We start from the raw sequence: 22,434 nt of genomic DNA, 5'->3' as shown, positions 1-22,434 counted from the left end.
ATCCGGTCCGGTCACGGTCGGCACTCCGTCGGCCGCCGCCCCCGGCCGCCGCCCCCGACCACCGACGGCGCTCCGGATCCGTGCGCCGTCCCCCGAGTACACCCACCCCGTCATGACGCCCCCCTTCCGGCGCTGTCCCACGCGCCCTCGCCCCGGCCCGGGGTCACGCCGGCGGGAACGACCGGTGTGCCGTCCGCCGTCACCGCCGGTCGCCAGCCGTGGCGTCCCAGGGACCGGACCAGCGCTCGGACCATCCGTGGGTCGAACTGCGCCCCGGCGCACCGCTGGAGCTCCTCCACCGCCACCGCTACGGGACGGGCCCTGCTGTAGGACCGCGTGGACGTCATGGCGTCGAAGGCGTCGGCGACGGCGACCACCCGGGCCGACTCGGGGATCCGGTCGCCGGCCAGCCCGTAGGGGTAGCCGCTGCCGTCCAGCCGTTCGTGGTGGTGGAGGACGGCGGCCCGGGCCTCACCCAGGAAGCGGATGCCGCGCACCATCTCGTGCCCGTACTCGGGGTGCAGTTCGATCACCCGGCGCTCCTCGGGTGTCAGCGGCCCGTCCTTGCGCAGCAGCCGGGTGGGCACCCCGAGTTTGCCCACGTCGTGCAGGATCCCGGCGAAACGGAGCGTCTCGACGCGCTCGTCGTCCATGCCCAGCTCACGGGCGATCATCATCGAGGCCTGGCCGACCCGCTCGCTGTGCCCGCGCGTGTAGCCGTCCTTGATGTCGACGGCCTGCACCAGCGCGCGGATGGTCGCCTGGTGCGCGGCCTGTTCCCGGTGGTACTGGGCGAACGCCCACCACGCCACGCACATCGGCAGCAGTACGAGCAGCGCGGCGACGGGACCGTACGGGCTGCGCCACAGGACGGCCATCATCAGTCCGGCGAGCCCGTGCACGGCGATCGGCGCGAGCGACCGGGAGAACAGCCCCCGCCACGCCCGCCCGGCCGGCACCCGGTCGGCGAGCGCCAGGATGCCGCCGTCCAGCAGGGTCAGTACCAGGCAGAACGCCAGTACCGCGGCCCCGGCCGGCACGAGCGCGTACGGGAAGTCGGAGGCGACCACCGCGTCCCGCCCGCCGCACGTCCAGTGGACCCGCGCGGCGGCCCACACGGCGAGCGTCAGCTGCGCGGCCCGCCAGACGCGCCGCAGAGCGAAGGGCCGCTGCGCCACCGGGGACAGGAGGGCCCCGGGCAGCGCCACGAGCGCGGCGGCGGGCGGCGGCAGCAGGAAAGCCCCGGCGAGCAGTACGGGATAGCAGGTCCCGACGAGACGGGACCGGGCGACCAGTTCGGAGCCCGCGTACAGCCCGGCGAGCAGCAGCACCGCCCACCAGGGCGTATGCACCCGAGGCAGCGGGCGCAGGCAGACCAGGGCGGCGAGGACCACAGCGGCGACGTACGCGTGTGCCCGCGCCGGTACCGCGTCCATGTGCCCCTCCCCCGGCCATGCCTGTCAGGCTCCGGAGCCTAGGACGGCGGCAGGGGAACGCGGGCAGATAACCCGCGGATTAGCACGTACGGGTGACGCGACGGGTGACGTGCCGCCTCACGGTCCGCCCGGTCGGGACCGGCTCAGGACTCCTGCGGAGTCGGCGGCGCGGCCGTGACGTCGTGCTCGGGCACGGACTGTCCGGAGCGGATCAGGTCGATCCGGCCCATGACCTTGGAACGCAGGTCACCCGGCACGTCGTCCTGTCCGCAGCACCGCTTGACCAGCTTCTTCACGGCCTGCTCCAGCCCGTACTTCTCCAGGCAGGGCGAGCACTCCTCGAAGTGGTGCTCGAACTTCACGCAGTCCGAGTCCGGCATCTCTTTGTCGAGGAACTCGTAGAGATGATCGAGGATTTCGCTGCAATCCGTCTCGTGCGGCTCTCCGCAGCTCATGACCCCGAGCCTTTCGCTTCGTTCGACTCTCCGGCGCCGGCCGGGACCAGGCCGCGGTCGCGGGCGTAGTCCTCCAGCATGCCGCGCAGCTGACGGCGTCCACGGTGCAGCCGGGACATCACCGTACCGATGGGTGTCCCCATGATGTCGGCGATCTCCTTGTAGGCAAAGCCCTCTACATCCGCCAGATACACGGCGATGCGGAACTCCTCGGGGATCGCCTGGAGCGCCTGCTTCACGTCCGAGTCGGGCAGGTGGTCGAGCGCCTGCGACTCCGCGGAGCGCAGACCCGTCGACATGTGCGACTCGGCACGCGCGAGCTGCCAGTCCTCGATCTCCTCGGCCGCGCTGCGCTGGGGTTCGCGCTGCTTCTTGCGGTACGAGTTGATGAAGGTGTTGGTGAGGATGCGGTACAGCCATGCCTTCAGGTTGGTGCCCTCACGGAACTGGTGGAAGGACGCGTACGCCTTGGCGTAGGTCTCCTGCACCAGGTCCTCGGCATCGGCCGGATTACGCGTCATGCGCAGCGCGGCCGAGTACATCTGGTCGAGGAACTCGAGCGCGTCCCGCTCGAAGCGCGCGCTGCGCTCCGCGGTCGACTCCGCGCCCGTGCCCCGGCCCTCGGGCTGCTCCGCCTGGCCGTGTTCGGTCCCTGCGTCGGTCCCAGTGACCGGACCCACCTCCTCCAGTGACGTCGCGAGGCCGAGACCGGCCCCACTCGAATCGGAGGATAGACGACGATCCGGTCCGCCCGCCGCCCGAATAGGGGCGGTCTTGGCGGCGTGCAGCACGGTCCAGTCCAGGTCGGCGCGGCTGCTGCGACTCGGGCAGAAGGCTGAACCCATGCGGCGGACTTCCTCTCCTACGGCGTCGGTGCTGATTCTCAGCAACGTATGTCCGCCACAACAGTGGCCGCCCGCCGGTCATTCCCGGGCCTTCACCCGAGTGAGCCGACCCACTTCGCGACGCCTTCGGTGATCAGTTCCAGCGCCTGCTCCTGCGTGGTCTCCGCCCGCTTGGGCACGGCGAAACCGTGGTCGCCGTGCGGGACCTCGATCAGGTCGTACGTCCCTTCGGGGAACTCCTGGGGCCTGCCGAACGGGTCGTTGCCGCCCTGTACGACGAGGGTGGGCACACCGGCCCCGAGCAGCTCGTCGGCGCGGGACTTCTCGGGCCTGCCGGGCGGGTGCAGCGGGAAGCCGAGGGCGAGGACGGCGTGGGCGCCCAGTTCGGCGGCGGTGCGGCAGGCGACCCGGGCACCGGCGCTCCGGCCGCCCGAGACCACCGGCAGCCCCGGCGCGGCGAGCGCGGGCCAGATGCCCCGCCAGCCGACGTCCAGCGTCTTCGGCGCGGGCGCCAGCTTCTTGCCGGCCACCCGCCACGGCTGCTCGACGAGGGCGACGCTCACACCGTGCGCGGGCAGTGCGGCCGCCAGCGCCCGCAGGTCGCGCGCCTCGATGCCGCCGCCGGCGCCGTGGCTCACGGCGAGGACGAGACGGGGCTTCTTCGCCGGGTGCCAGGTGACGCGGGCGGGGCCGGCTTCGGTGTCCACGGTCTCGGGGGTCGCGCGGGTCGCGGGGGTCGCGGGGGTTTCGGGTGTCTCGGGTGTCTCGGGTGTCACGTCAGAAGAGTGTGCCCTCTTCCGGTCCCTCCAGCTCCCTCAGCAGTTCCGGCCCGTTGTTGCGGACGCTGCTCACGGCCGTGGAGACGGGGAACGCCCGCATCAGTCCGGCGGGCGGCGCCGCCAGCATCGAGGTCAGCTCGTCGGGGTCGGTGCGCGCCGGGTCGAGCCAGTCGTCCCAGCGGTCCGGTGTCAGCATCAGCGGCATCCGCGGGTGGATGTCGGCCAGGGCGTGCGGACCGTCGGCCGGGGCGACGGCGAGCGGCGTGGTCTCCGCCTCCGTGGTGATCACCGAGCACGTCACCCACCAGGAGTGCGGGTGGTCGTCCGGCAGTGTCTTGTCCCGCCAGAACTCGTACAGCCCCGCCATGGCGAACACGGACCCGTCGGCGGGCGTCACGAAGTACGGCTGTTTGCGGGGCCGCTTCTTGCGCCCCTCGACCTCCAGGTCGCGCTCCTGCTTGCCGGTGACCCACTCGTAGTAGCCGTCGGCGGGCAGGATGCAGCGCCGGGTGGCGAAGGCGCGACGGAAGGACGGCTTCTCATGGACGGTCTCCGCGCGCGCGTTGATCATCCGGGCGCCGCCCTCGGGCGTCTTGGACCAGGAGGGGACGAGACCCCACTTGAGCTTGCGCAGCTGGCGAACCGGTTTCGGGTCCTCGACGTCTTTCAGGGGACGGTCCAGGACGGCGTAGACCTCCTTCGTGGGAGCCACGTTGTAGTCGGGCTCCAGAGTCTCCTCCGGCTCCCACTTCTCGATCTCAAAGATTCCCGCGAGATCCTCGGGTCGACGACTCGCCGCATACCGTCCGCACATACGTGCCACACTGCCAGACCCCGCGCGCATACGAGGAGCCCTCACCGAACATGGACCACCTCGCAACGGCCTCGCTCACCTCCCTCTGGGACGAGGTCTCCGGCACCCAGCCCGATCCCGACCTGTGGGTGGTGATCGCGGCCCTGGCCGCCGCGCTCGCCGTCGTCGTGCCGCACGGGCTGTGGCGGATAGCGCGCAACGCGATCACCATCGCCCACGAGGGCGGTCACGGGCTCGTGGCCCTGCTCACCGGGCGCACGCTGACCGGCATCACACTGCACTCGGACACCAGCGGCCTGACCGTCAGCCGCGGCAAGCCGCACGGGCTCGGGATGATCCTGACCGCGGTCTCCGGCTACACCGCTCCCCCGCTGCTCGGCCTCGGCGGCGCCGCGCTGCTGGCCGCGGGGCGCATCACGCTGCTGCTGTGGCTGGCGACGGCGCTGCTCGTGGCCCTGCTGGTGATGGTCCGCAACGCGTACGGGGTGCTGACGGTGGTGCTCACCGGCGCCGCGTTCGTCGTGGTGTCCTGGCTGGCCGGGCCGCAGGTGCAGGCGGCGTTCGCGTACGCGGTGGTGTGGTTCCTGCTGCTCGGCGGGGTGCGGCCGGCGTTCGAGCTGCAGGTCAAGCGGGCGCGGGGCGGCGCCGGGGACTCGGACGCGGACCAGCTGGCCCGCCTGACCCACGCACCGGCGGGGGTGTGGTTCTTCCTCTTCCACGCGGTGTCGCTGTGTTCGCTGGTCGGCGGGGCGCGCTGGCTGCTGGAGCTGTGAACCGGGCACATCCGGGCCCCGCGCTCCCGCATATATGCACGGCAAGTGCGGAGTCGAATTGCACTGTCGTGCTTTCGGTCAGGTTTCGCCGCTTTTGATCAAGATCTCCGATCGTCCCCAGCCATTAAAGTGGGGCCCATGACCGTGAACCCCGCGCACACCGCCCTCTGGCCCGCACCACACGCGAGCGGAGCCGTCGACGCGACCGTCCACGTGCCCGGGTCCAAGTCGGTCACCAACCGCGCCCTGGTGCTGGCCGCGCTCGCCTCCGAGCCCGGCTGGCTGCGCCGCCCGCTGCGCTCCCGCGACACCCTGCTGATGGCCGGCGCCCTGCGCGCGATGGGCGTCGAGATCGAGGAGGGCGTCGGCCCGGACGGCACGGGCGAGTTCTGGCGGGTCATCCCGGCCGGCCTGCGCGGCCCGGCCACGGTCGACGTCGGCAACGCGGGCACGGTCATGCGCTTCCTCCCGCCGGTCGCCACGCTCGCCGACGGCGCCATCCGCTTCGACGGCGACCCGCGTTCGTACGAGCGTCCCCTGCACGGCGTGATCGACGCGCTGCGCGTCCTGGGTGCCCGCATCGACGACGACGGGCGCGGCGCACTGCCGATGACCGTGCACGGCGGCGGCGCCCTGGAGGGCGGTCCGGTCGAGATCGACGCGTCGTCGTCCTCGCAGTTCGTCAGCGCGCTGCTGCTGTCCGGCCCGCGCTTCAACCAGGGTGTCGAGGTCCGCCACACCGGGTCCGCGCTGCCGTCCATGCCGCACATCCGCATGACCGTCGACATGCTGCGCTCGGTCGGCGCCCAGGTCGACACCCCGGAGTCCGGCGGCGAGCCGAACGTCTGGCGGGTCACGCCGGGCGCGCTGCTCGGCCGGGACCTGACGGTCGAGCCGGACCTGTCCAACGCCCAGCCGTTCCTGGCGGCGGCTCTGGTGACCGGCGGCAAGGTCGTGGTCCCCGACTGGCCGTCCCGCACCACCCAGCCCGGCGACCGGCTCCGCGAGATCTTCACCGAGATGGGTGGTTCCTGCGAACTCACGGACTACGGGCTCGTCTTCACCGGCTCGGGTGCCGTGCACGGCATCGACGTCGACCTCGGCGAGGTCGGCGAGCTGACCCCGGGCATCGCGGCCGTCGCCGCCCTCGCGGACTCCCCCTCGACCCTGCGCGGGGTCGCGCACCTGCGCCTGCACGAGACGGACCGCCTGGCCGCGCTCACCAAGGAGATCAACGAACTCGGCGGCGACGTCACCGAGACCGCCGACGGCCTGCACATCCGACCGCGCCGCCTGCACGGCGGGGTCTTCCACACCTACGAGGACCACCGCATGGCCACCGCCGGGGCGATCATCGGCCTCGCGGTCGCGGGCGTGGAGATCGAGAACGTGGCGACGACCGCCAAGACACTGCCCGAATTCCCCGACCTGTGGACCGGGATGCTCGGGGCGTAGGGACGGTTCGCCATGCGCCGCTACGGCAAGCACACCGACGAGGACGACATCCGGTCCCGCCCGAACCGCAAGGGCAACCGGCCGCGCACCCACACGCGCCCCAAGCACGAGGACGCCGCCGAGGGCCTGGTCCTCACCGTGGACCGGGGCCGGCTGACCTGCCTCGTCGAGGACCGGATCGTGATGGCGATGAAGGCCCGCGAACTGGGCCGCAAGGCGGCGATCGTCGGCGACCGGGTGGCGCTGGTCGGTGACCTCACCGGCAAGAAGGACACGCTCGCGCGCATCGTCCGCATCGGGGAGCGCACCTCCGTCCTGCGCCGTACGGCGGACGACGACGATCCCTACGAGCGCGTGGTGGTCGCCAACGCCGACCAGCTCGCCATCGTCACCGCCCTCGCCGACCCCGAGCCGCGTCCCCGTCTGATCGACCGCTGCCTGGTCGCGGCGTTCGACGGCGGCCTCACTCCGCTGCTGGTCATGACCAAGTCGGACCTCGCACCGCCCGACGAACTCCTGGAGCTGTACGGGGCGTTGGACATCCCCTACGTCGTCACCAGCCGCGAGGAGCTGGAGAACGGCGCCGCGGCCGGCCTCGTACGGGAACATCTGGACGGCAAGATCACGGCCTTCGTCGGGCACTCCGGCGTCGGCAAGACGACCCTCGTCAACACACTGGTGCCCCAGGACCGCCGTCGCGTGACGGGCCATGTCAACGCGGTGACGGGCCGCGGCCGGCACACGACGACCTCGGCGCTCGCCCTGCCGCTGTCCTCCGAGGGGGGCGGCTGGGTCGTCGACACCCCGGGCGTGCGGTCGTTCGGTCTCGCGCACATCGATCCGTCGCGGGTGATCAACGCCTTCCCCGACCTGGTGCCCGGCACGGAGGGCTGCCCGCGCGCGTGCAGTCACGACGAGCCCGACTGCGCGCTGGACGCGTGGGTGGCCGAGGGGCACGCGGACCCGGCCCGGCTGTACTCGCTGCGCCGGCTGCTGTCGACGCGGGAACGGAAGGAAGGCGACTGACCTCCGCGTTGTTTGCCGTGCCCTGCCACCGGTAAGTGCATAATCGCACCAAGCCGGATCCAAGGCTGAGCAAAGCCGGACGTAGCGACCATATGAAGAAGACCAGGCGACGCAGCGGTCACGGTACGGGACTACGGGAGGACAAGACATGGCGTGGCTGCTGGTCATAGTGGCCGGGGTGCTCGAAACCGGCTTCGCCGTCTGTCTGAAACTGTCGCACGGCTTCACCCGCCTCTGGCCCACCATTGCCTTCTGCGTCTTCGCGCTGGGCAGTTTCGGCCTGCTGACCCTCGCCCTGAAGAAGCTCGACGTCGGTCCGGCGTACGCGGTGTGGACCGGCATCGGCGCGGCGGGCACCGCCATCTACGGCATGGTCTTCCTCGGCGATCTGGTGTCGACCCTGAAGATCGTCTCGATCAGCTTCGTCATCATCGGCGTGATCGGGCTCCAGTTGTCGGGCTCGGCGCACTGACGCGTCCGCCGCCCGAACAACCCCGCGGATCAATACACCTGGGCCGTCGACTGGCGTGACAGGGCGGTGCGTACGAGCTCCGCCACCCCGCCCTCGGCGGGCGGCGCCGCGACGCAGGACAGGGCGAGACGCACGGCCAGTTCGCAGGAGCGGGCCAGCTCGCTGGTGTCCGGCGGCGGGAGCGCGCCGACGCCGTGCAGGACGGCCACGGCACGGTCGCGCACGAGGGCGACGAAGTCCGCGGGCGAGGGCAGTGGACCGTCGGCCCGGCGCTGGGCCGGCACCGCGGAGGAGGACGGCACCGCCGTCAGGGCCGGGGAGGGCAGCCGCTCGCTCCAGCAGCCGGTGAGCATGGCCCGTACCAGCGCGTTCTCGCGGGCGGTGGACGTGGTCCACTCCGCCGCGGCGGTGAGCCGTTCACGAGGGTCGCCGGGACCACCGGTCAGCGCACGCTCGACGCCGGCCAGGTACCCGTCCGCCTCCCTGCGGACGAGCGCCCGGGCGAGGCCCTCCTTGCTCCCGAACTCGTTGTACAGGGTCTGCCGGGACACCCCGGCCGCCGCCGCCACGTCCACCATCCGCACAGCGGACCACGGCCGACGCGCCAGCGCCCTGTAGGCGGCATCGAGCAGGGACTCCCGGGCTGCAGGCACCATCGCCTCCCTCGGGCCGAGCGACTTGGTGCCCAGATTTGACGGGTATGGGGGCACTGTCAAGAGCTCTCGCGCGGTCAGCCGCTTTCCCCCGCCGGAGCCGCGGGCAGCCGCTTCCCGGCGTAGCCGCGGGCAGTCGCGCGCCGCCGCCGCTGCGGGCAGTCGTGCCGCTGGGGCGGCACGGGTGGGCGCAGCGGCACCCTGCCGGCGCCGGGCCGCGCGACCCACCCCCACCCCAGCCCGGTCGACCCACCCCCGCCCAGGCCCCGGCCGACCCGCGCCCCGTCTGCACCGGACCGGCCGTGTCCCACCTCCGCCCCAGCGCCCGCGGACCCGCACCCCGCCACGCCGGGCCACGCACCCACCTCCGCCCCGCACCGAACAGACCCGCGCCCCACCAACACCGGGCCGCACACCCGCCCCTCGCCACCACCCGCCCCCCTGTCCCACCCCACCCCGTCAAGCCCCTGGTAGCCCCGCCCCGCCCCCGACAGATACCGTGATCGCATGCCCGACTACCTTGACGACCTCCGCCTCGCCCACGTCCTCGCGGACGCCGCCGACGCCGCGACGATGGAACGCTTCAAGGCCCTCGATCTGAAGGTCGAGACCAAGCCGGACATGACCCCGGTGAGCGAGGCGGACAAGGCCGCCGAGGAACTCATCCGCGGCCACCTCGCCCGTGCGCGCCCCCGCGACGCGGTCCTCGGCGAGGAGTACGGCGTCGAGGGCACCGGACCCCGCCGCTGGATCATCGACCCGATCGACGGCACCAAGAACTACGTGCGCGGCGTCCCCGTCTGGGCCACCCTCATCTCCCTCATGGAGGCCGGCGAGGGCGGCTACCAGCCCGTCGTCGGTCTCGCCTCCGCCCCGGCCCTCGGCCGTCGCTGGTGGGCGGTGAAGGACCACGGCGCCTTCACGGGCCGCAGCCTGACCTCGGCCTCCCGGCTCCAGGTCTCCCAGGTCTCCGCCCTCTCCGACGCCTCCTTCGCGTACTCCTCGCTTCGAGGCTGGGAGGAGCAGGGCCGGCTCGACGGTTTCCTCGACCTGACCCGCGAGGTGTGGCGCACGCGCGCGTACGGCGACTTCTGGCCGTACATGATGGTCGCCGAGGGCTCGGTCGACATCTGCGCCGAACCCGAGCTCTCCCTCTGGGACATGGCCGCGAACGCGATCATCGTCACGGAGGCGGGCGGCACCTTCACCGGCCTCGACGGACGCCACGGCCCGAACAGCGGCAACGCGGCGGCGTCGAACGGACGGCTCCACGACGAGCTTCTCGGGTATCTCAACCAGCGCTACTGAGCGCCCTCCTGACGCGCCCTCACACGCCCCCGCCCTCTTGTTGACCCGTGCTTTGCCTGCCACTCTGAGAGTCCCCCCACTTGTGAATTTGTGAATCCATGAACTAACTCATGGATCACCGGCAGGAGGTGGCTCCACCCATGCTCGTCCGCGAAGCCATGAGCACGGTAGTCCTCACCATCGGCCCCGCCCACACCCTCCGCGAGGCCGCCGCCCTGATGTCCGCGCGCCGCGTCGGCGCGGCCGTGGTGCACGACCCCGACGCCGGGGGCATCGGCATCCTCACCGAACGCGACGTCCTCGTCTCCGTCGGCCAGGGCCAGGACCCGGACACCGAACGCGCCCACGCCCACACCACCACCGACGTCGTGTTCGCCGCGCCCTCCTGGACCGTGGAGGAGGCGGCCCGGGCGATGGCGCACGGCGGCTTCCGCCACCTCATCGTCCTCGACCGCGGCGAGCCCGCGGGCATCGTCTCGGTCCGCGACATCATCCGCTGCTGGGCCCCGGCCCGGGAGAGGGCGCAGCAGGTACCGGCCTGACTCCTGAAGCCGGTACGGGAAACGCGAAACGGGCCGGGCCCCCGTCCCCGGGGATCCGGCCCGCCGCCACGACAAGCGGTCCAGTGCTGGACGTCAGCCGCGCAGGGCCTGGACCGCGGCCTCCAGCCGCTTGCCGAAGTCTCCGTCGGCCTGACGGAAGTTGTTGATCGCGCGCTCGATGATGTCGTCGCGCGAGACGTCGGAGAGGGCGCCGGCCAGGTTGCCGATCAGCCGCTCCTTCTCCTCGTCCGTCATCAACCGGTAGAGGTTGCCCGCCTGGACGAAGTCGTTGTCCTCGGCGTGCGACGGAGTGGCGGTCTCGCCGGTGACACCGGAGACGGCGACCGGCTGCCACAGGGGCTTGTCCGTCTGGAACGGGCCTCCGAAGCTGTTCGGCTCGTAGTTCTTCGCACCCTTGTGGCGGCCGTCGTACAGGTAGCCGTCACGGGAGTTGGTGCGCGCCTCGGTGGCGTGCGGACGGTTCACCGGCAGGTGGTCGGCGTTGATGCCGACGCGGTAGCGGTGGGCGTCGCCGTAGCCGAACAGGCGGCCCTGGAGCATCTTGTCCGGGGACGGGCCGATGCCGGGCACGAAGTGCGCCGGGGAGAAGATCGACTGCTCGACCTCGGCGAAGATGTTCTCCGGGTTGCGGTTGAGCTCCAGCTTGCCGAACCAGACGATCGGGTAGTCCGCGTGCGGCCACACCTTGGTCAGGTCGAACGGGTTGAAGCGGTACGTCGCGGCGTCGGCGACGGGCATGATCTGCACGCCGACGGTCCAGGACGGGAAGTCGCCGCGCTCGATGGCCTGACGCAGGTCGCGCTGGTGGGAGTCGGGGTCCTCACCGGCGAGTTTGTCGGCCTCGGCCTGCGTGAGGCACTTGATGCCCTGGTCGGTCTTGAAGTGGTACTTGACCCAGAAGGCCTCGCCGGCCTCGTTGTTCCACTGGAAGGTGTGGGAACCGAAGCCGTCCATGTGGCGGTACGACGCGGGGATGCCGCGGTCGCCGAACAGCCAGGTCACCTGGTGCGTCGACTCGGGCGACAGGCTCCAGAAGTCCCAGACGTTGTCCATCTCCGTCGAGCCCGTGTACGGGTCGCGCTTCTGGGTGTGGATGAAGTCCGGGAACTTGATGGCGTCCCGGATGAAGAACACCGGGGTGTTGTTGCCGACGAGGTCGTAGTTGCCCTCTTCGGTGTAGAACTTCAGCGCGAAACCGCGCGGGTCACGGACGGCGTCCGCCGCGCCCAGGTTGCCGGCCACGGTCGAGAAGCGGAGGAAGGTCTCCGTCTCCTTGCCGACCTCGGAGAGGAACTTGGCCCGGGTGTACTTGGTGACGTCGGCCGTGACCGTGAAGGTGCCGTAGGCGCCGGCGCCACGGGCGTGCACGACCCGCTCCGGGATGCGCTCACGGTTGAAGTGCGCCAGCTTCTCCAGAAGAAGCTGGTCCTGGACGAGCACGGGGCCGCCGATTCCCGCGGTCTCACTGTTCTGGTTGTCGGCTACCGGAGCCCCGGCCTCGGTAGTGAGCGGTCCCTGAGTCACGTACGCCTCCTGCAATCCTGCAAAACCTGTCCCTTGGCTAATGCCGTTCCCGATCCTACAATGGACAATGTCTAAGTCAAGTGAGACTCCAAAGTCACACACGTTCGGGACCTGGTCCCCCTTGCTGTTAGGCTGGTCTGCATGAGTGACCTACTGGAACGGCTGCGTGGACGCGGCTGGCGCATGACCGCGCAACGGCGCGTCGTGGCCGAGGTCCTCGACGGCGAACACGTCCACCTGACGGCCGACGAGGTGCACGCCAGGGCTGTGGGCAAGCTCCCCGAGATCTCCCGGGCGACCGTCTACAACACCCTGGGCGAGCTCGTATCGCTGGGTGAGGTCCTGGAAGTCGCGACGGACAAGCGCGCCAAGCGCTACGACCCCAACGCGCACCAGCCGCACCACCACCTGGTCTGCGCCCAGTGCGGCGCGATCCGCGACGTCCATCCGATCGGCAACCCGCTGGCCGACCTCCCCGACTCGGAGCGCTTCGGCTTCACCGTCTCGGACGTCGAGGTGACGTACCGCGGCACCTGCCCGAACTGCGCGGCGGCGTAAGCCCTCGCACGAAAGCCCCGGCACCGATGGGCGCCGGGGCTTTTCGCGTGGGCATCAACGCACCGAGGGCCGGAACCCTTTCGGATTCCGGCCCTCGGCCTTCAGTAGCGGGGACAGGATTTGAACCTGCGACCTCTGGGTTATGAGCCCAGCGAGCTACCGAGCTGCTCCACCCCGCGTCGATGAATGGAACATTACGTCAACCCCACGACGGGAAGCAAATCCGTAGCCGCGCCGCTGCGGGCGGCCGCGCCTCCCCGGTGCCTCAACGGCCTGGGAGATACCGCCAGGGGCGGCACGGGTGGGCGCAGCGGCACCCGGGCAGCGCCGGACCACGCGACCCACCGCGCCCCGGCCGGCAACCACCCCGGCGCCCTCGAACGCACCCCGAGCCCAGCGCGGCGTCACGCCGACAGCTCCTGCCGCAACGCGTCCCGCAACCGCGCCGCCCGCTCCGCCACCTCCCGCGGCCCCAGCGACACCGCCCGGTCCGCCCACCGCTGCCCCTCGGCCAGCTCCCCGCGCCGCGCGCAGACCAGCGCCAGCCGCAGCGCCGCCCGTCCGTGCCCGGCGTCCGCGGCCCGGCGCCACCACACGACGGCCTCCGGCTCGCTCCCCTCCCGGGCCAGCAGCAGCCCGAGATTGAACGCGCCGTTGCGGGACCCGGCCTCGGCCGCCTCCCGGTACCACCGCGCCGCCTCCACCACGTCGCCGCGAGCCGCGGCCAGCATCCCAACCCGCACCTGGGCCCGCCGGTGCCCCTGGGAGGCCGCCCGCTCGTACCACTCCTCGCACTCGGACTTCTCCTGTGCGATCTCCCCGAGTTCGTGCGCGGGCGCGGGCGGCCTGCGCGCGTCGAGCACCGTCGCCAGACGGTACGCGGCCTCCGCGCTGCCGCCCCCCGCCGCGCAGCGCAGGAACCGCTCGGCCTCGCGCTCGTCGCCGTCGCGCAGGCGCGCCATCCCGACCTGCAGCGCCGCCTCGGTGTGCCCGGCGGCGGCAGCCCGCTCGTACCAGCGCAGCGCCGTCCGGTCCTCGCCCCGTCCGGCATGCAGGATCCCGAGGTTGAAGGCGGCGTCCACGCTGCCCGCCTCGGCGGCCTTGGAGAACCACGGCTCGGCGCCGGTCTCGTCCCCGCCGCGCAGCAGCAGGATGGCCAGCGCGTTGGAGGCCTCCCGGTGCCCGGCGTACGCGGCCCGCCGGTACCACTGCTCGGCCTGGGTGGTGCGCCCCTGTTCGGCGCAGAGCAGCCCGAGGTTGTACGCCCCGTTGTCGTCCCCGGCGTCCATGGCCGCCCGGTACCAGCGCTCGGCGGTCTGGGTCTCGCCGCGCTCGGCGTGCAGCGCGCCCAGTGCGTTGGCGGCGTTGCCGTCACCGTCCTGCGCGGCCCGCAGCCACCACACGGCGGCGCTCTCGCTGTCCCCGGCGTCCCGCAGGAGGAAGCCGAGCGCGCAGGCGGCGCGGGCCTCGCCGTCCTTGGCGGACGTCAGGTACCAGTGGCCGGCCTCCTTGAGGTCGCCCCGCTTCTCCAGGATCGTCCCGAGGTGCAGCGCCGCCCGCCGGTGGCCGCGCGCGGCGGCCTGCCGGTACCACTGCTCGGTCTCCTCGGCAGCGGAGGCCGCTGCCCCGTCGTCGGCGCGGCTCCGCCCGGCACGCCGGTCCAGCGTCCGGGCCAGCCGGTACGCGGCCTCCCGGTGGCCGCGGTCGGCCGCGGCCCGCGTCCAGCGCTCGGCGCCGGCGTCGTCGCCGCGGTGCTCCAGCAGATCGGCGAGCGCGTAGGCGCCCAGCACGTGCCCCTGCTCGGCGGACTGGCACAACCAGTACTCGGCGGCGGGCTCGTCCCCGCGCTCGCGGAAGTGCCGGCCCAGTGCGTGGGCGGCCGCGGCGGACCCGGCGACGGCGGCGATCCGCCACCATCCGGCGGCCTCGTCGGCGTATCCGCGCTGGTGCAGCAGGACGCCCAGGTTGTTGGCGGCGGCTCGGTCACCCGCCGCGGTGGCGGCACGCAGGTGGGATTCGGCCCCGTCGAAGTCGCCGCGGCGCAGCAGCATCGCACCGAGGACGCTCATCGCCTCCACCTCGCCGGCATCGACGGCGAGCCGCAGGCGCACTTCCTCGGCAGCCTCGTCGGCGGCCTCATGAGCCTCGTCCGCGGCTTCCTCCTGACCGGACGGCTGCGCAAAACGCCCTGTCCCGAACAGATTTGCCATGTCCCCCATAACGTCCATCGTCGCACCACCTGCAACCTGGGTACATCCGGTATACCGCAGCCAGTGAGGTCACTTCAGCGTTTTGTCGACATGCCCACAGGGAGACAAGTCAAACACAGATCCCCCCAACTCCCCCTGGCGGCGCGGCCGTAGCCCTCACCGGCACATGCGTTCGCACATCACAAAGGCCCGGATCCCTTTCGGAATCCGGGCCTTCATGGTCGTTCGCACGTAGCTCACGACTTCAGTAGCGGGGACAGGATTTGAACCTGCGACCTCTGGGTTATGAGCCCAGCGAGCTACCGAGCTGCTCCACCCCGCGCCGTTGTGTTCACAACCCTAGCACGGCGCGGGATGGGCTTTGACCAGCTCTGACGCTCAGCCCGAAGCAACGGGGTCAGCCGCTGTCCTGGCCCGAGCCGGGGTCCCCGGTGGGGTCCGGACTCGGACTGGCCTTGCCGTCCTCGCCCTTGTCCCCGTTCTTGTCGTCCCCGTTCTTGCCGCCGCCCTTGTCGGCCTGGGCCTGCGCCTCCTCGGCGCGTTGCAGGGCCTCCTCCAGATCCTTCTGCGCCTCCGCGTACGCGGCGAGGTCCTTCTGTTCCAGGGCCTTCTGGCCGGCGTCGAAGGCCTTCTGCGCGTCGCTGAGCGCTTCCCGGACCGTCGGGTTGGTGGACGTCGGCGGTGGCTCGGTGGTGTCCTCGCCCTCGTCCGGTGGTGGCTGGGTCGAGCCTTCCTCCGCCTCGCCGAAGACCTTGGCGAGGGCCTCGTCGAGCGTGTTCTCGAAGGCGGTGTTGCCCCCGTAGCTCACCAGGACCTTGCGCAGCAGCGGGTACTTGAGGTCGCCACCGCGCACATAGACCGGCTCGACGTACAACAGGCCTCCGTCGAGCGGCACCGTCAGCAGGTTGCCGTACTCGACCTCGGAGTCGCCGCCTCTCAGCAACCTGATGGTCTCGGCGATGTCCTGCTCGGAGTTCAACTGGCTCTGGACCTGTTTCGGTCCGTTGACGGTCGTACTGGTCGGCAGTTTCAGAATTCTGATCTTGCCGTAGCCCTCGGTCCCGGCCTCGGCGTCGACCGCCATGAACGCGCTGATGTTGTCGCGTCCGTTGGGGGTGAACGTCGTCGTCAGCGAGAACGCCTGCTGGTCCTGGTCCGGCATCTTCATGCTCAGGTAGTACGGAGGCACCGCGTCGCCCGACTTGTTGGTCGGGTCGTCCGGCACCTGCCACACCTCACTGCCGCTGAGGAACGTGTTGGCGTCCTTCACGTGGTAACGCGTGAGCAGCTCGCGCTGGACCTTGAACAGGTCCTGCGGGTAGCGCAGATGCGCCATCAGCGTGTCGGAGATCTCGCTCTTGTCCTGCACCGTGTTCGGGAACGCCTTCATCCAGGTCTTGAGGACCGGGTCCTTGGTGTCCCACTGGTAGAGCTTGACGTCACCGCTGTACGCGTCGACGGTCGCCTTCACGGAGTTGCGGATGTAGTTGACCTGGTTCTGCTGGGCCACCACCGCGCGCTGGTCGTTGGCCGCGGTCAGCGAGTCCGCGGTCGTGTCACCCAGCGTCGTACGCGAGGCGTACGGATAGCCGTTCGTCGTCGTGTACGCGTCGACGATCCACTGGATACGGCCGTCCACCACCGCCGGATAGGCGTCGCCGTCGATGGTCAGCCACGGGGCGACCGCCTCGACGCGCTCCTTGGGCGTGCGGTTGTACAGGACCCGCGAGCCCTCCCCGATCGCGCCGGAGTAGAGGATCTGCGGCTCGCTGAACGCGGCCGCGTACGCCGCCCGGTTGATCGGGCTGGACAGGTCCACCCCGCCGTCGCCCTTGTAGCTGAACGTCTTCTCGCCGTTGTCGTCGGAGTAGTCGATCTCCTTCTGGGGACCGCCGACGATCGAGTACGTGGTGGTCTTCTCGCCGTAGTAGATCCGCTGCTCGTACGTCCCGAGGTCGCCCTTGGACGGCAGGTCGGACTCGATGAAGACCGGGCGGCCCTCGGAGTCGACCTCGGTGCCCTTGGCCGCGACCACTCCGTAGCCGTGGGTGTAGCGGAAGTGGTTGTTGATCCAGTTCTTCTTCGGGATGCCGGCCAGGTTCAGCTCGCGCAGACCGATGACCGTGTCCTGGTCCTTGCCGTCCTTGGCGTACCGGTCGACGTCCAGGTTGTTCGGGAACGCGTAGTAGTTCCGCATCTGCTGGAGCTGCTGGAACGTCGGCGAGATGACGTTGGGGTCCATGATCCGGATGGACGCGGCGGCGTCCACGTCGTCACGGAGCTTGGTCTTGTCCTTGGTCTGGCTCACGCCCGGGTACTCGGCGACCTGGGTGCCCTCGATGCCGTAGGCGTCGCGCGTCGCCTTGAGGTTCTTCTCGACGTACGGCGCCTCCTTGGCCTGCTCGTTCGGCTGGACCTGGAACTTCTGGACCAGGGCCGGGTACAGGCCGCCGATGAGGATCGCGGAGAGCACCATCAGACCGAAGCCGATCACGGGCAGCTGCCAGGTCCGCCGCCAGATGGTGGCGAAGAACAGCAGCGCGCAGATGACGGCGATGCAGAACAGGATCGTCTTGGCCGGCAGGTAGGCGTTGGCGTCGACGTACCTCAGACCGGTCCAGCTGTCGGTCGCCTTGAAGTCGCTGGACTTCACCGCCAGCCCGTACCGGTCGAGCCAGTAGGCGACCGCCTTGAGGGCGACGAAGACGCCGATGAGCACCGACAGGTGCCCGGTGGCCGCGGCCGTGGCGCGCGCGCCGGGGCTGGTGACGCGGAGCCCGCCGTACAGGTAGTGGGTGAGCGCGGCGGCGATCACTGAGATGATCACGGCGGCGAAGCCGAAGCCGAGCAGGAACCGGTACCAGGGCAGGTCGAAGGCGTAGAAGGAGACGTCCAGCTTGAACTGGGGGTCCTTCTGCCCGAAGGGCACGCCGTTGACCCACATCAGCCAGGTCCGCCACTGGCCGGACGCCGAGGCGCCGGCGATCAGACCGACCAGGGCCGTGATGCCGAGCAGCAGCCACTTCTTGTACGGGGCGATGCCCATCCGGTACCGGTCGAGGTTCTGCTGCTCCATCGACATGGCGCTCAGCGGTGGCCGCAGGCGGTGGGCCAGCCAGATGTTGAATCCGACGGCGAGCGCCATCAGCAGACCGAAGACGAAGAAAAGCCCGATCTTGGTCCACAGGGTCGTCGTGAACACCGACGAGTAGTGGACCGACCGATACCAGAGCCAGTCCGTCCAGAACCCCGCGAACATGGTGAACGCCATGGCGAGTACGGCGAGAACGCCAAGTGTCATCAGCAGGGTTCGGACACGCCGGGACGGGCGGCCCACTCTGATCCGCGGCCCCGTCGGGGGGCCTCCGCCGCGGTCCGGCATCTGGAAAGCCAAGGTGCGCACCTCGAAGTTCGCTGTTGATCCGTCAGGCCCTCGGGTTCGTGGGCCCCCCGTGCGCCCCCGTGATCGTGGGCCCACACCTATGCAACTTACTCATCGTTTACTCGGTTCCCGATTCGGGCCAGTAACGAGGCAGGATTGTGACTATGTCCAACACCCCCATGGCAGCGAGCCCCCTCACCCGGGCCGTACTCGAGATCGACGAGTATGTCTCCGGCCTCGGCTGGGACCAGCCCGCACGCCTCTTTGCACTTGTCGACACGGCACGGCTGAGGGCCGATCAGCCCTCGCTCGCGGACCGGCTCGGTCTGCGGGACGAGCCGGAGAGCTCCGGCCTGACCCCGATCGAGCAGGACGAAATTCCAACGGATCAGGCGCTCGACGAGTTCCTGGGCACCATTGCCTGGCCCGACGCGGTCGTCGGCTGCGCGCTCGCCGTGGAACGCCTGATGCTGCCGCCGTCCGCCGAGGCCCAGGTCCCGGAGGGCCTGAACGAGACCAAGCTGACGCAGTGGGTGGCGGAGCACCCCGACCGCCAGGAGGTCCGCATGACGGTCGCGGTCCTGCGCGACGGTGCCCGCGACTCGGCCCTGCGGCTGCGGGAGAAGGACGCCGCCACGGAGGTGCTCACGGGCTCCGACCTGGTTCCGGGGCTGGCGCAGGCCCTGACGGCGACCTTCGAGGAGTAGCCCCGCGGGGCTCTACGCGGCCGCCCGGTCCGTCATCCGGCCGGGCACTTCGGCAGGTCGGCGGTCTTCCCGGAGCGGATGTCCTTCAGTGCGCCGAGGGCGTCGTCGATGGTGCCCACCTTCACGAGGGTGAGCCCGTCGGGGGTGTCCTCGGCGGCGGCCGCGCAGTTGTCGGCGGGCGTCAGGAAGTACTGGGCGCCCTTGTCGCGGGCGCCGATGGTCTTCATCCCGATGCCGCCGATCGGGCCGACCTTGCCGTTGTCGTCGATCGTCCCGGTGCCGGCGACGAACTTGCCGCCGGTCAGGTCGCCCGGGGTGAGCTTGTCGTAGATGCCGAGGGCGAACATCAGACCGGCGCTCGGACCGCCGACGTCGGCCAGCTTGATGTCGATGGAGAACGGGAACGTGTGATCGGTCCCCGCGGAGATCCCGACGATGGCGCGCTTCTCGCCGGCGTCGTCGGAGGTCGCGGTGGTGATCGTGACTTTCCGCGTCTTGGTGGGCGTCCGGCCCTCCTTCTCCGCGGCGGCCTGCTCCTCGGCGGGCACGATCGTGAAGACGACGTCCTGTCCGGGTTCGCGCTCGGTCACCAGCTCGGCGACATCGGCGGGCTTCTTGACGGCCGTACCGTCGACCGCCTTGATCACGTCTCCGGCGTGCAGCCGGCCCTCGGCCGGGGAGTCCTTGACGACCGTGGAGACGACCACCCAGGACTTCACCGGGATGTCGAGTGCCTTGAGGGCGGCGACCTTGGCGCTCTCCTGGGACTGGCTGAACTCCTCGGCGTTCTCCTGCGTCGCCTCTTCCTCGGTCTTGCCGTCCGGGTAGAGGGTCTCGTGCGGCACCACGCGGTTGTCGTGCGCCAGCCAGCCGTAGACCGCCTCCACGAGGTTCATCTTGTACTCGGCGCTGGTGACCCGGACGGTGGTCATGTTCAGATGGCCGCTCGCCTCATAGGTCTTGTGCCCGTCGATCTGCAGCACCGGCTCGCCGTCGTGATCGCCAAGGGTGTTCACCGTCGGCCCCGGGGACATCTCCGAGTACGGCACGGGGATGAACACACCCGCGCACAGGAGCGCGATCAGCATCAGGGTGGAGGCGAGCATCGTCGCGGTGCGGCGTGGCATGGCACGACAGTACGGGACAGGGCTGTCAGAACACCGTCAGGGCTGCGCCGTCCGGTCAGGCTCCGGTCCGGGCCTTCTCCATCGCCTCGCGGAAGCGGGCGTACCCGTCCAGCTCGGGCCCGTCACTCCGTGCCTTGCGGGTCCGGTTGGCCCAACTGCCCCACAGACCCGCGCCGACAGCCGCCACAAGCGGAATCAGCAACCAGGCAAGCGCTGCCATGCCGACCTCCCAACCCCACGAGCGTCCGCGACTGACTGATCAGCAGATTAACCATCCGCAGTGACAACGCTCACGCCGGGGGGTCGGTTACGCAACCGGAGCTACGCGTGGTGACGCGCGGGCGCCCAGAACGCCTTCAGCAGGCGCCCACCCATTCTTCGGTCCCGTCGGAGAAGGTCTGGTGCTTCCAGATGGGCACCTCGTGCTTCAGGTCGTCGATCAGCTTCCGGCAGGCGTCGAAGGCCTCACCCCGGTGCGGGCAGGAGACGGCGACGACCACGGCGAGATCCCCGACCTCCAGGTCACCCACACGGTGCAGCGCCGCGAGCGCCCGTACGGGGTACTCCGCGGCGACCTTCTCGGCGATCCGCCGCATCTCGGCCTCGGCGCTGGGGTGGCAGGAGTATCCGAGCCGGTCGACGTCGGTCCCGCCGTCGTGGTTGCGCACCGTCCCCACGAACAGCGCGGTCCCGCCGGCCGCGTCGTCCCCGACGGCCCGGAAGACCTCGTCCAGGGAGAGGGGCGTCTCCCGGATGCCGATCAGCTTGACGGGGTCCGGCGCGGCCAGCTCGCCGGGGTGGTCGTTCGTGGTTGCCATACGCCCATCGTGCCCCACGGCACGGACGGCGCGGAATAGCGCTATCACCCGGCACGCGCGCGTACCGCCTTGGAGCCTCCTACAGGGTTCCCGTGACGGGTCGGTCGGGTCCCCGCGGCCGGTCGCTCGGGCTCCTGCGGCCAGGTCGCTCGGGCTCCCGCGGCCAGGTCGGTCAGGGCACGGGGCGGGCCGTGCAGGGCCCCTGCCGGTCGGTACGGGGCAGGAGCGCCCGGGTGACGGCCCGGCGCCCGTGTCAGATCCTGCGTCGCGCCTTCCGGGCCCGGCGCACCACCGCGGCCGCGCCCAGCAGCGCCACCGTCGCGCCCGCGGCACCCGCCGCCGTCGCGTCCTTGCGTCCGAGGCGCCGCCCGGCGACCGTGTGCCGCCCGGAGACCTCCTCCAGCAGCTCCGCGAGCACCTCCTCGTTGGTGTACTTCGGCCGCCATCCGGCGTCGTGCAGCCGGCTGCCGCTCACCACCCAGGGGTACATCGTGTACGCCAGGTCGCCGGCCGGGGAGGGCGTCAGCCCGATCCGGTGCAGCCGGGCCGCCGCGCCGAGCGCGACCGCCGACGGCAGCTCCATCCGCCGGATCCCGCTGAGCTCCTCGACCTCCTCCTGCTCCAGCCACCCGTCGCAGCCGACGGCCAGCTCCCCGTCGGCCTTCTCCAGAACGGCGTACTCCAGGGCACTGCACAGATCGTCGACATGGCAGAACTGCCAGGCCGGCCGCGAGCCGGCCACGACCAGCAGCCGGGGTGACTCGAAGTACCGGGTCAGTGCGGTGTCCATGCCTCCGACCAGCACCGCGGGCCGGACGACGGTCACGTTGAGCCCGGGGTGCGCGCGGGGCGCGCGCCGGGCGAGCCGTTCGATCTCCAGCAGGTCCCCGACCCCCGTGGCCTCGGCCGTGGCGCGCAGCTCGGCGTCCTCGGACAGCGGCAGCTCGTTCTCCGGGAGGGCGCCGTAGACCATCGCGGAGGTGCAGAGCACGACCCGGTGCACGCCTGCCGCCGCGGCGGCGGTCAGGACGGTCTGCGTCCCCCGGACGTTGTAAGCCGTCCGGGCGGCCGCGTCGGTCTCCAGGTCGAGGTCGAGCGCCAGGTGCACGACGACGTCCGCACCGCGCAGTTTCTCGGCGATGGCCGGGTCCCGCACGTCCAGGATCTGCCACTGTGCCGCCGCGCACTCACCGCGCCGTTCGTCGATGGCCACGACCTGTCTGACCTCGTCGGACGCGGCGAGCCGCGCCGTGAGCAGCGCCCCGACGCCGGACGCGGCACCGGTGACCGCGACGACGGGTCCGCGCGCGCCGGGGCGGGCGGAACTGGTTGACTGGTTTCGCGCTGCGCGAACCTGCGGATCTGGGGAACTCACCGGGCGTCTCCAGCGGTTGTCTTCAGTACGGGCGCGAGCGACGCGTACGTACCAGGTGGCATCCATCCTGCCGCAGGCCGTCAGTCGGCGAAGCACCGAGGCCCGAACCGCCCCGGGTGTCTACGCTGGGTGGTGAAGTCGGGCAGCCGTGCCG

At 71.1% G+C, this 22,434-nt stretch carries 21 protein-coding genes and 2 tRNA genes; 8 read left to right on the top strand and 15 right to left on the bottom strand.

Annotation, left to right across the window (positions count from 1 at the left end; genetic code table 11):
- Nucleotides 1-110: 110 nt before the first annotated feature.
- The 5 genes from ACIQ6R_RS03615 to ACIQ6R_RS03595 all read right to left on the bottom strand — a co-directional run bounded on the left by ACIQ6R_RS03615 (nt 111) and on the right by ACIQ6R_RS03595 (nt 4,329).
- A complete protein-coding gene (locus ACIQ6R_RS03615) occupies nt 111-1,436 on the bottom strand; it encodes an HD-GYP domain-containing protein (protein WP_404218453.1) in 1,326 nt (441 codons plus the stop codon).
- Nucleotides 1,437-1,579: 143 nt separating this feature from the next.
- Complete coding sequence (gene rsrA / locus ACIQ6R_RS03610; RefSeq protein ID WP_386316574.1) at nt 1,580-1,891, bottom strand: mycothiol system anti-sigma-R factor; 312 nt, start codon at nt 1,889-1,891, stop codon at nt 1,580-1,582.
- Nucleotides 1,888-2,571, bottom strand: a complete 684-nt coding sequence (gene sigR / locus ACIQ6R_RS03605; RefSeq protein ID WP_003973756.1) for an RNA polymerase sigma factor SigR — start codon at nt 2,569-2,571, stop codon at nt 1,888-1,890. The genes rsrA and sigR overlap by 4 nt, the downstream gene beginning before the upstream one ends.
- Nucleotides 2,572-2,828: 257 nt before the next feature.
- Nucleotides 2,829-3,512 (bottom strand): alpha/beta family hydrolase, encoded by a 684-nt coding sequence (locus ACIQ6R_RS03600; RefSeq protein WP_404218451.1) that lies wholly within the window; start codon nt 3,510-3,512, stop codon nt 2,829-2,831.
- Between the two features lies 1 nt (nt 3,513).
- Entirely contained in the window at nt 3,514-4,329 is an 816-nt protein-coding gene (locus ACIQ6R_RS03595) for an SOS response-associated peptidase (RefSeq protein WP_404170121.1), read from the bottom strand.
- A gap of 50 nt (nt 4,330-4,379) precedes the next feature.
- Here ACIQ6R_RS03595 and ACIQ6R_RS03590 point away from each other — a divergent pair, with 50 nt between their 5' ends.
- The 4 genes from ACIQ6R_RS03590 (at nt 4,380) to ACIQ6R_RS03575 (ending at nt 8,055) form a co-directional block, all read left to right on the top strand.
- Nucleotides 4,380-5,102, top strand: a complete 723-nt coding sequence (locus ACIQ6R_RS03590; RefSeq protein WP_404170118.1) for a M50 family metallopeptidase — start codon at nt 4,380-4,382, stop codon at nt 5,100-5,102.
- Between the two features lie 138 nt (nt 5,103-5,240).
- Nucleotides 5,241-6,557, top strand: coding sequence for a 3-phosphoshikimate 1-carboxyvinyltransferase (gene aroA, locus ACIQ6R_RS03585; protein WP_404170115.1), 1,317 nt, complete (start codon nt 5,241-5,243; stop codon nt 6,555-6,557).
- Between the two features lie 12 nt (nt 6,558-6,569).
- Nucleotides 6,570-7,583, top strand: coding sequence for a ribosome small subunit-dependent GTPase A (rsgA, locus tag ACIQ6R_RS03580; protein ID WP_404170112.1), 1,014 nt, complete (start codon nt 6,570-6,572; stop codon nt 7,581-7,583).
- A gap of 148 nt (nt 7,584-7,731) precedes the next feature.
- A complete protein-coding gene (locus tag ACIQ6R_RS03575; protein ID WP_121749126.1) occupies nt 7,732-8,055 on the top strand; it encodes a multidrug efflux SMR transporter in 324 nt (107 codons plus the stop codon).
- Nucleotides 8,056-8,084: 29 nt separating this feature from the next.
- On the opposite strand, the gene ACIQ6R_RS03570 is transcribed toward ACIQ6R_RS03575, so the two are convergent.
- The gene (locus ACIQ6R_RS03570) at nt 8,085-8,711 is read right to left on the bottom strand and encodes a TetR/AcrR family transcriptional regulator (protein WP_404218449.1); all 627 of its coding nucleotides are present in this window, start codon (nt 8,709-8,711) and stop codon (nt 8,085-8,087) included.
- Between the two features lie 504 nt (nt 8,712-9,215).
- Between ACIQ6R_RS03570 and hisN the strand changes: the two genes are divergently transcribed.
- Together hisN and ACIQ6R_RS03560 are read left to right on the top strand one after the other, a co-directional pair.
- A complete protein-coding gene (gene hisN / locus ACIQ6R_RS03565) occupies nt 9,216-10,016 on the top strand; it encodes a histidinol-phosphatase (protein WP_404170106.1) in 801 nt (266 codons plus the stop codon).
- Nucleotides 10,017-10,156: 140 nt separating this feature from the next.
- Nucleotides 10,157-10,558 (top strand): cyclic nucleotide-binding/CBS domain-containing protein, encoded by a 402-nt coding sequence (locus tag ACIQ6R_RS03560; protein ID WP_404218447.1) that lies wholly within the window; start codon nt 10,157-10,159, stop codon nt 10,556-10,558.
- 93 nt (nt 10,559-10,651) lie between these two features.
- Here ACIQ6R_RS03560 and ACIQ6R_RS03555 read toward each other — a convergent pair whose 3' ends face one another.
- Nucleotides 10,652-12,103, bottom strand: coding sequence for a catalase (locus ACIQ6R_RS03555; RefSeq protein ID WP_404218445.1), 1,452 nt, complete (start codon nt 12,101-12,103; stop codon nt 10,652-10,654).
- A gap of 141 nt (nt 12,104-12,244) precedes the next feature.
- Between ACIQ6R_RS03555 and ACIQ6R_RS03550 the strand changes: the two genes are divergently transcribed.
- Entirely contained in the window at nt 12,245-12,661 is a 417-nt protein-coding gene (locus tag ACIQ6R_RS03550; protein ID WP_310871323.1) for a Fur family transcriptional regulator, read from the top strand.
- A gap of 105 nt (nt 12,662-12,766) precedes the next feature.
- On the opposite strand, the gene ACIQ6R_RS03545 is transcribed toward ACIQ6R_RS03550, so the two are convergent.
- From ACIQ6R_RS03545 to ACIQ6R_RS03530, 4 genes are all read right to left on the bottom strand, one after another.
- Nucleotides 12,767-12,840 (bottom strand) — tRNA-Met (locus ACIQ6R_RS03545).
- Between the two features lie 225 nt (nt 12,841-13,065).
- Entirely contained in the window at nt 13,066-14,880 is a 1,815-nt protein-coding gene (locus tag ACIQ6R_RS03540; protein ID WP_404218443.1) for a tetratricopeptide repeat protein, read from the bottom strand.
- A gap of 239 nt (nt 14,881-15,119) precedes the next feature.
- Nucleotides 15,120-15,193: transfer RNA gene (locus tag ACIQ6R_RS03535), tRNA-Met, on the bottom strand.
- Between the two features lie 75 nt (nt 15,194-15,268).
- On the bottom strand, nt 15,269-18,253 hold the full coding sequence (locus tag ACIQ6R_RS03530) for a UPF0182 family protein (protein ID WP_404218674.1): 2,985 nt from the start codon (nt 18,251-18,253) through the stop codon (nt 15,269-15,271).
- Nucleotides 18,254-18,417: 164 nt separating this feature from the next.
- Between ACIQ6R_RS03530 and ACIQ6R_RS03525 the strand changes: the two genes are divergently transcribed.
- Complete coding sequence (locus ACIQ6R_RS03525) at nt 18,418-18,960, top strand: PPA1309 family protein (RefSeq protein WP_404218441.1); 543 nt, start codon at nt 18,418-18,420, stop codon at nt 18,958-18,960.
- A 32-nt stretch (nt 18,961-18,992) separates the two neighbouring features.
- On the opposite strand, the gene ACIQ6R_RS03520 is transcribed toward ACIQ6R_RS03525, so the two are convergent.
- From ACIQ6R_RS03520 to ACIQ6R_RS03505, 4 genes are all read right to left on the bottom strand, one after another.
- Entirely contained in the window at nt 18,993-20,087 is a 1,095-nt protein-coding gene (locus ACIQ6R_RS03520) for a PDZ domain-containing protein (RefSeq protein WP_404218438.1), read from the bottom strand.
- A 55-nt stretch (nt 20,088-20,142) separates the two neighbouring features.
- Nucleotides 20,143-20,307, bottom strand: a complete 165-nt coding sequence (locus tag ACIQ6R_RS03515; protein WP_404170089.1) for a hypothetical protein — start codon at nt 20,305-20,307, stop codon at nt 20,143-20,145.
- A 136-nt stretch (nt 20,308-20,443) separates the two neighbouring features.
- Nucleotides 20,444-20,905, bottom strand: a complete 462-nt coding sequence (locus tag ACIQ6R_RS03510; RefSeq protein WP_404170086.1) for a molybdenum cofactor biosynthesis protein MoaE — start codon at nt 20,903-20,905, stop codon at nt 20,444-20,446.
- A 253-nt stretch (nt 20,906-21,158) separates the two neighbouring features.
- Nucleotides 21,159-22,280: an SDR family oxidoreductase gene (locus ACIQ6R_RS03505; RefSeq protein ID WP_404218436.1), complete on the bottom strand. Its 1,122-nt coding sequence runs from the start codon at nt 22,278-22,280 to the stop codon at nt 21,159-21,161.
- Between the last annotated feature and the right edge of the window lie 154 nt (nt 22,281-22,434).

The organism is Streptomyces sp. NPDC096048, from assembly GCF_044763415.1.
Lineage (GTDB): Bacteria > Actinomycetota > Actinomycetes > Streptomycetales > Streptomycetaceae > Streptomyces.
The sequence above is the reverse complement of the archived record's forward strand: the minus strand, read 5'-3'. Positions and strand labels throughout refer to the sequence as shown.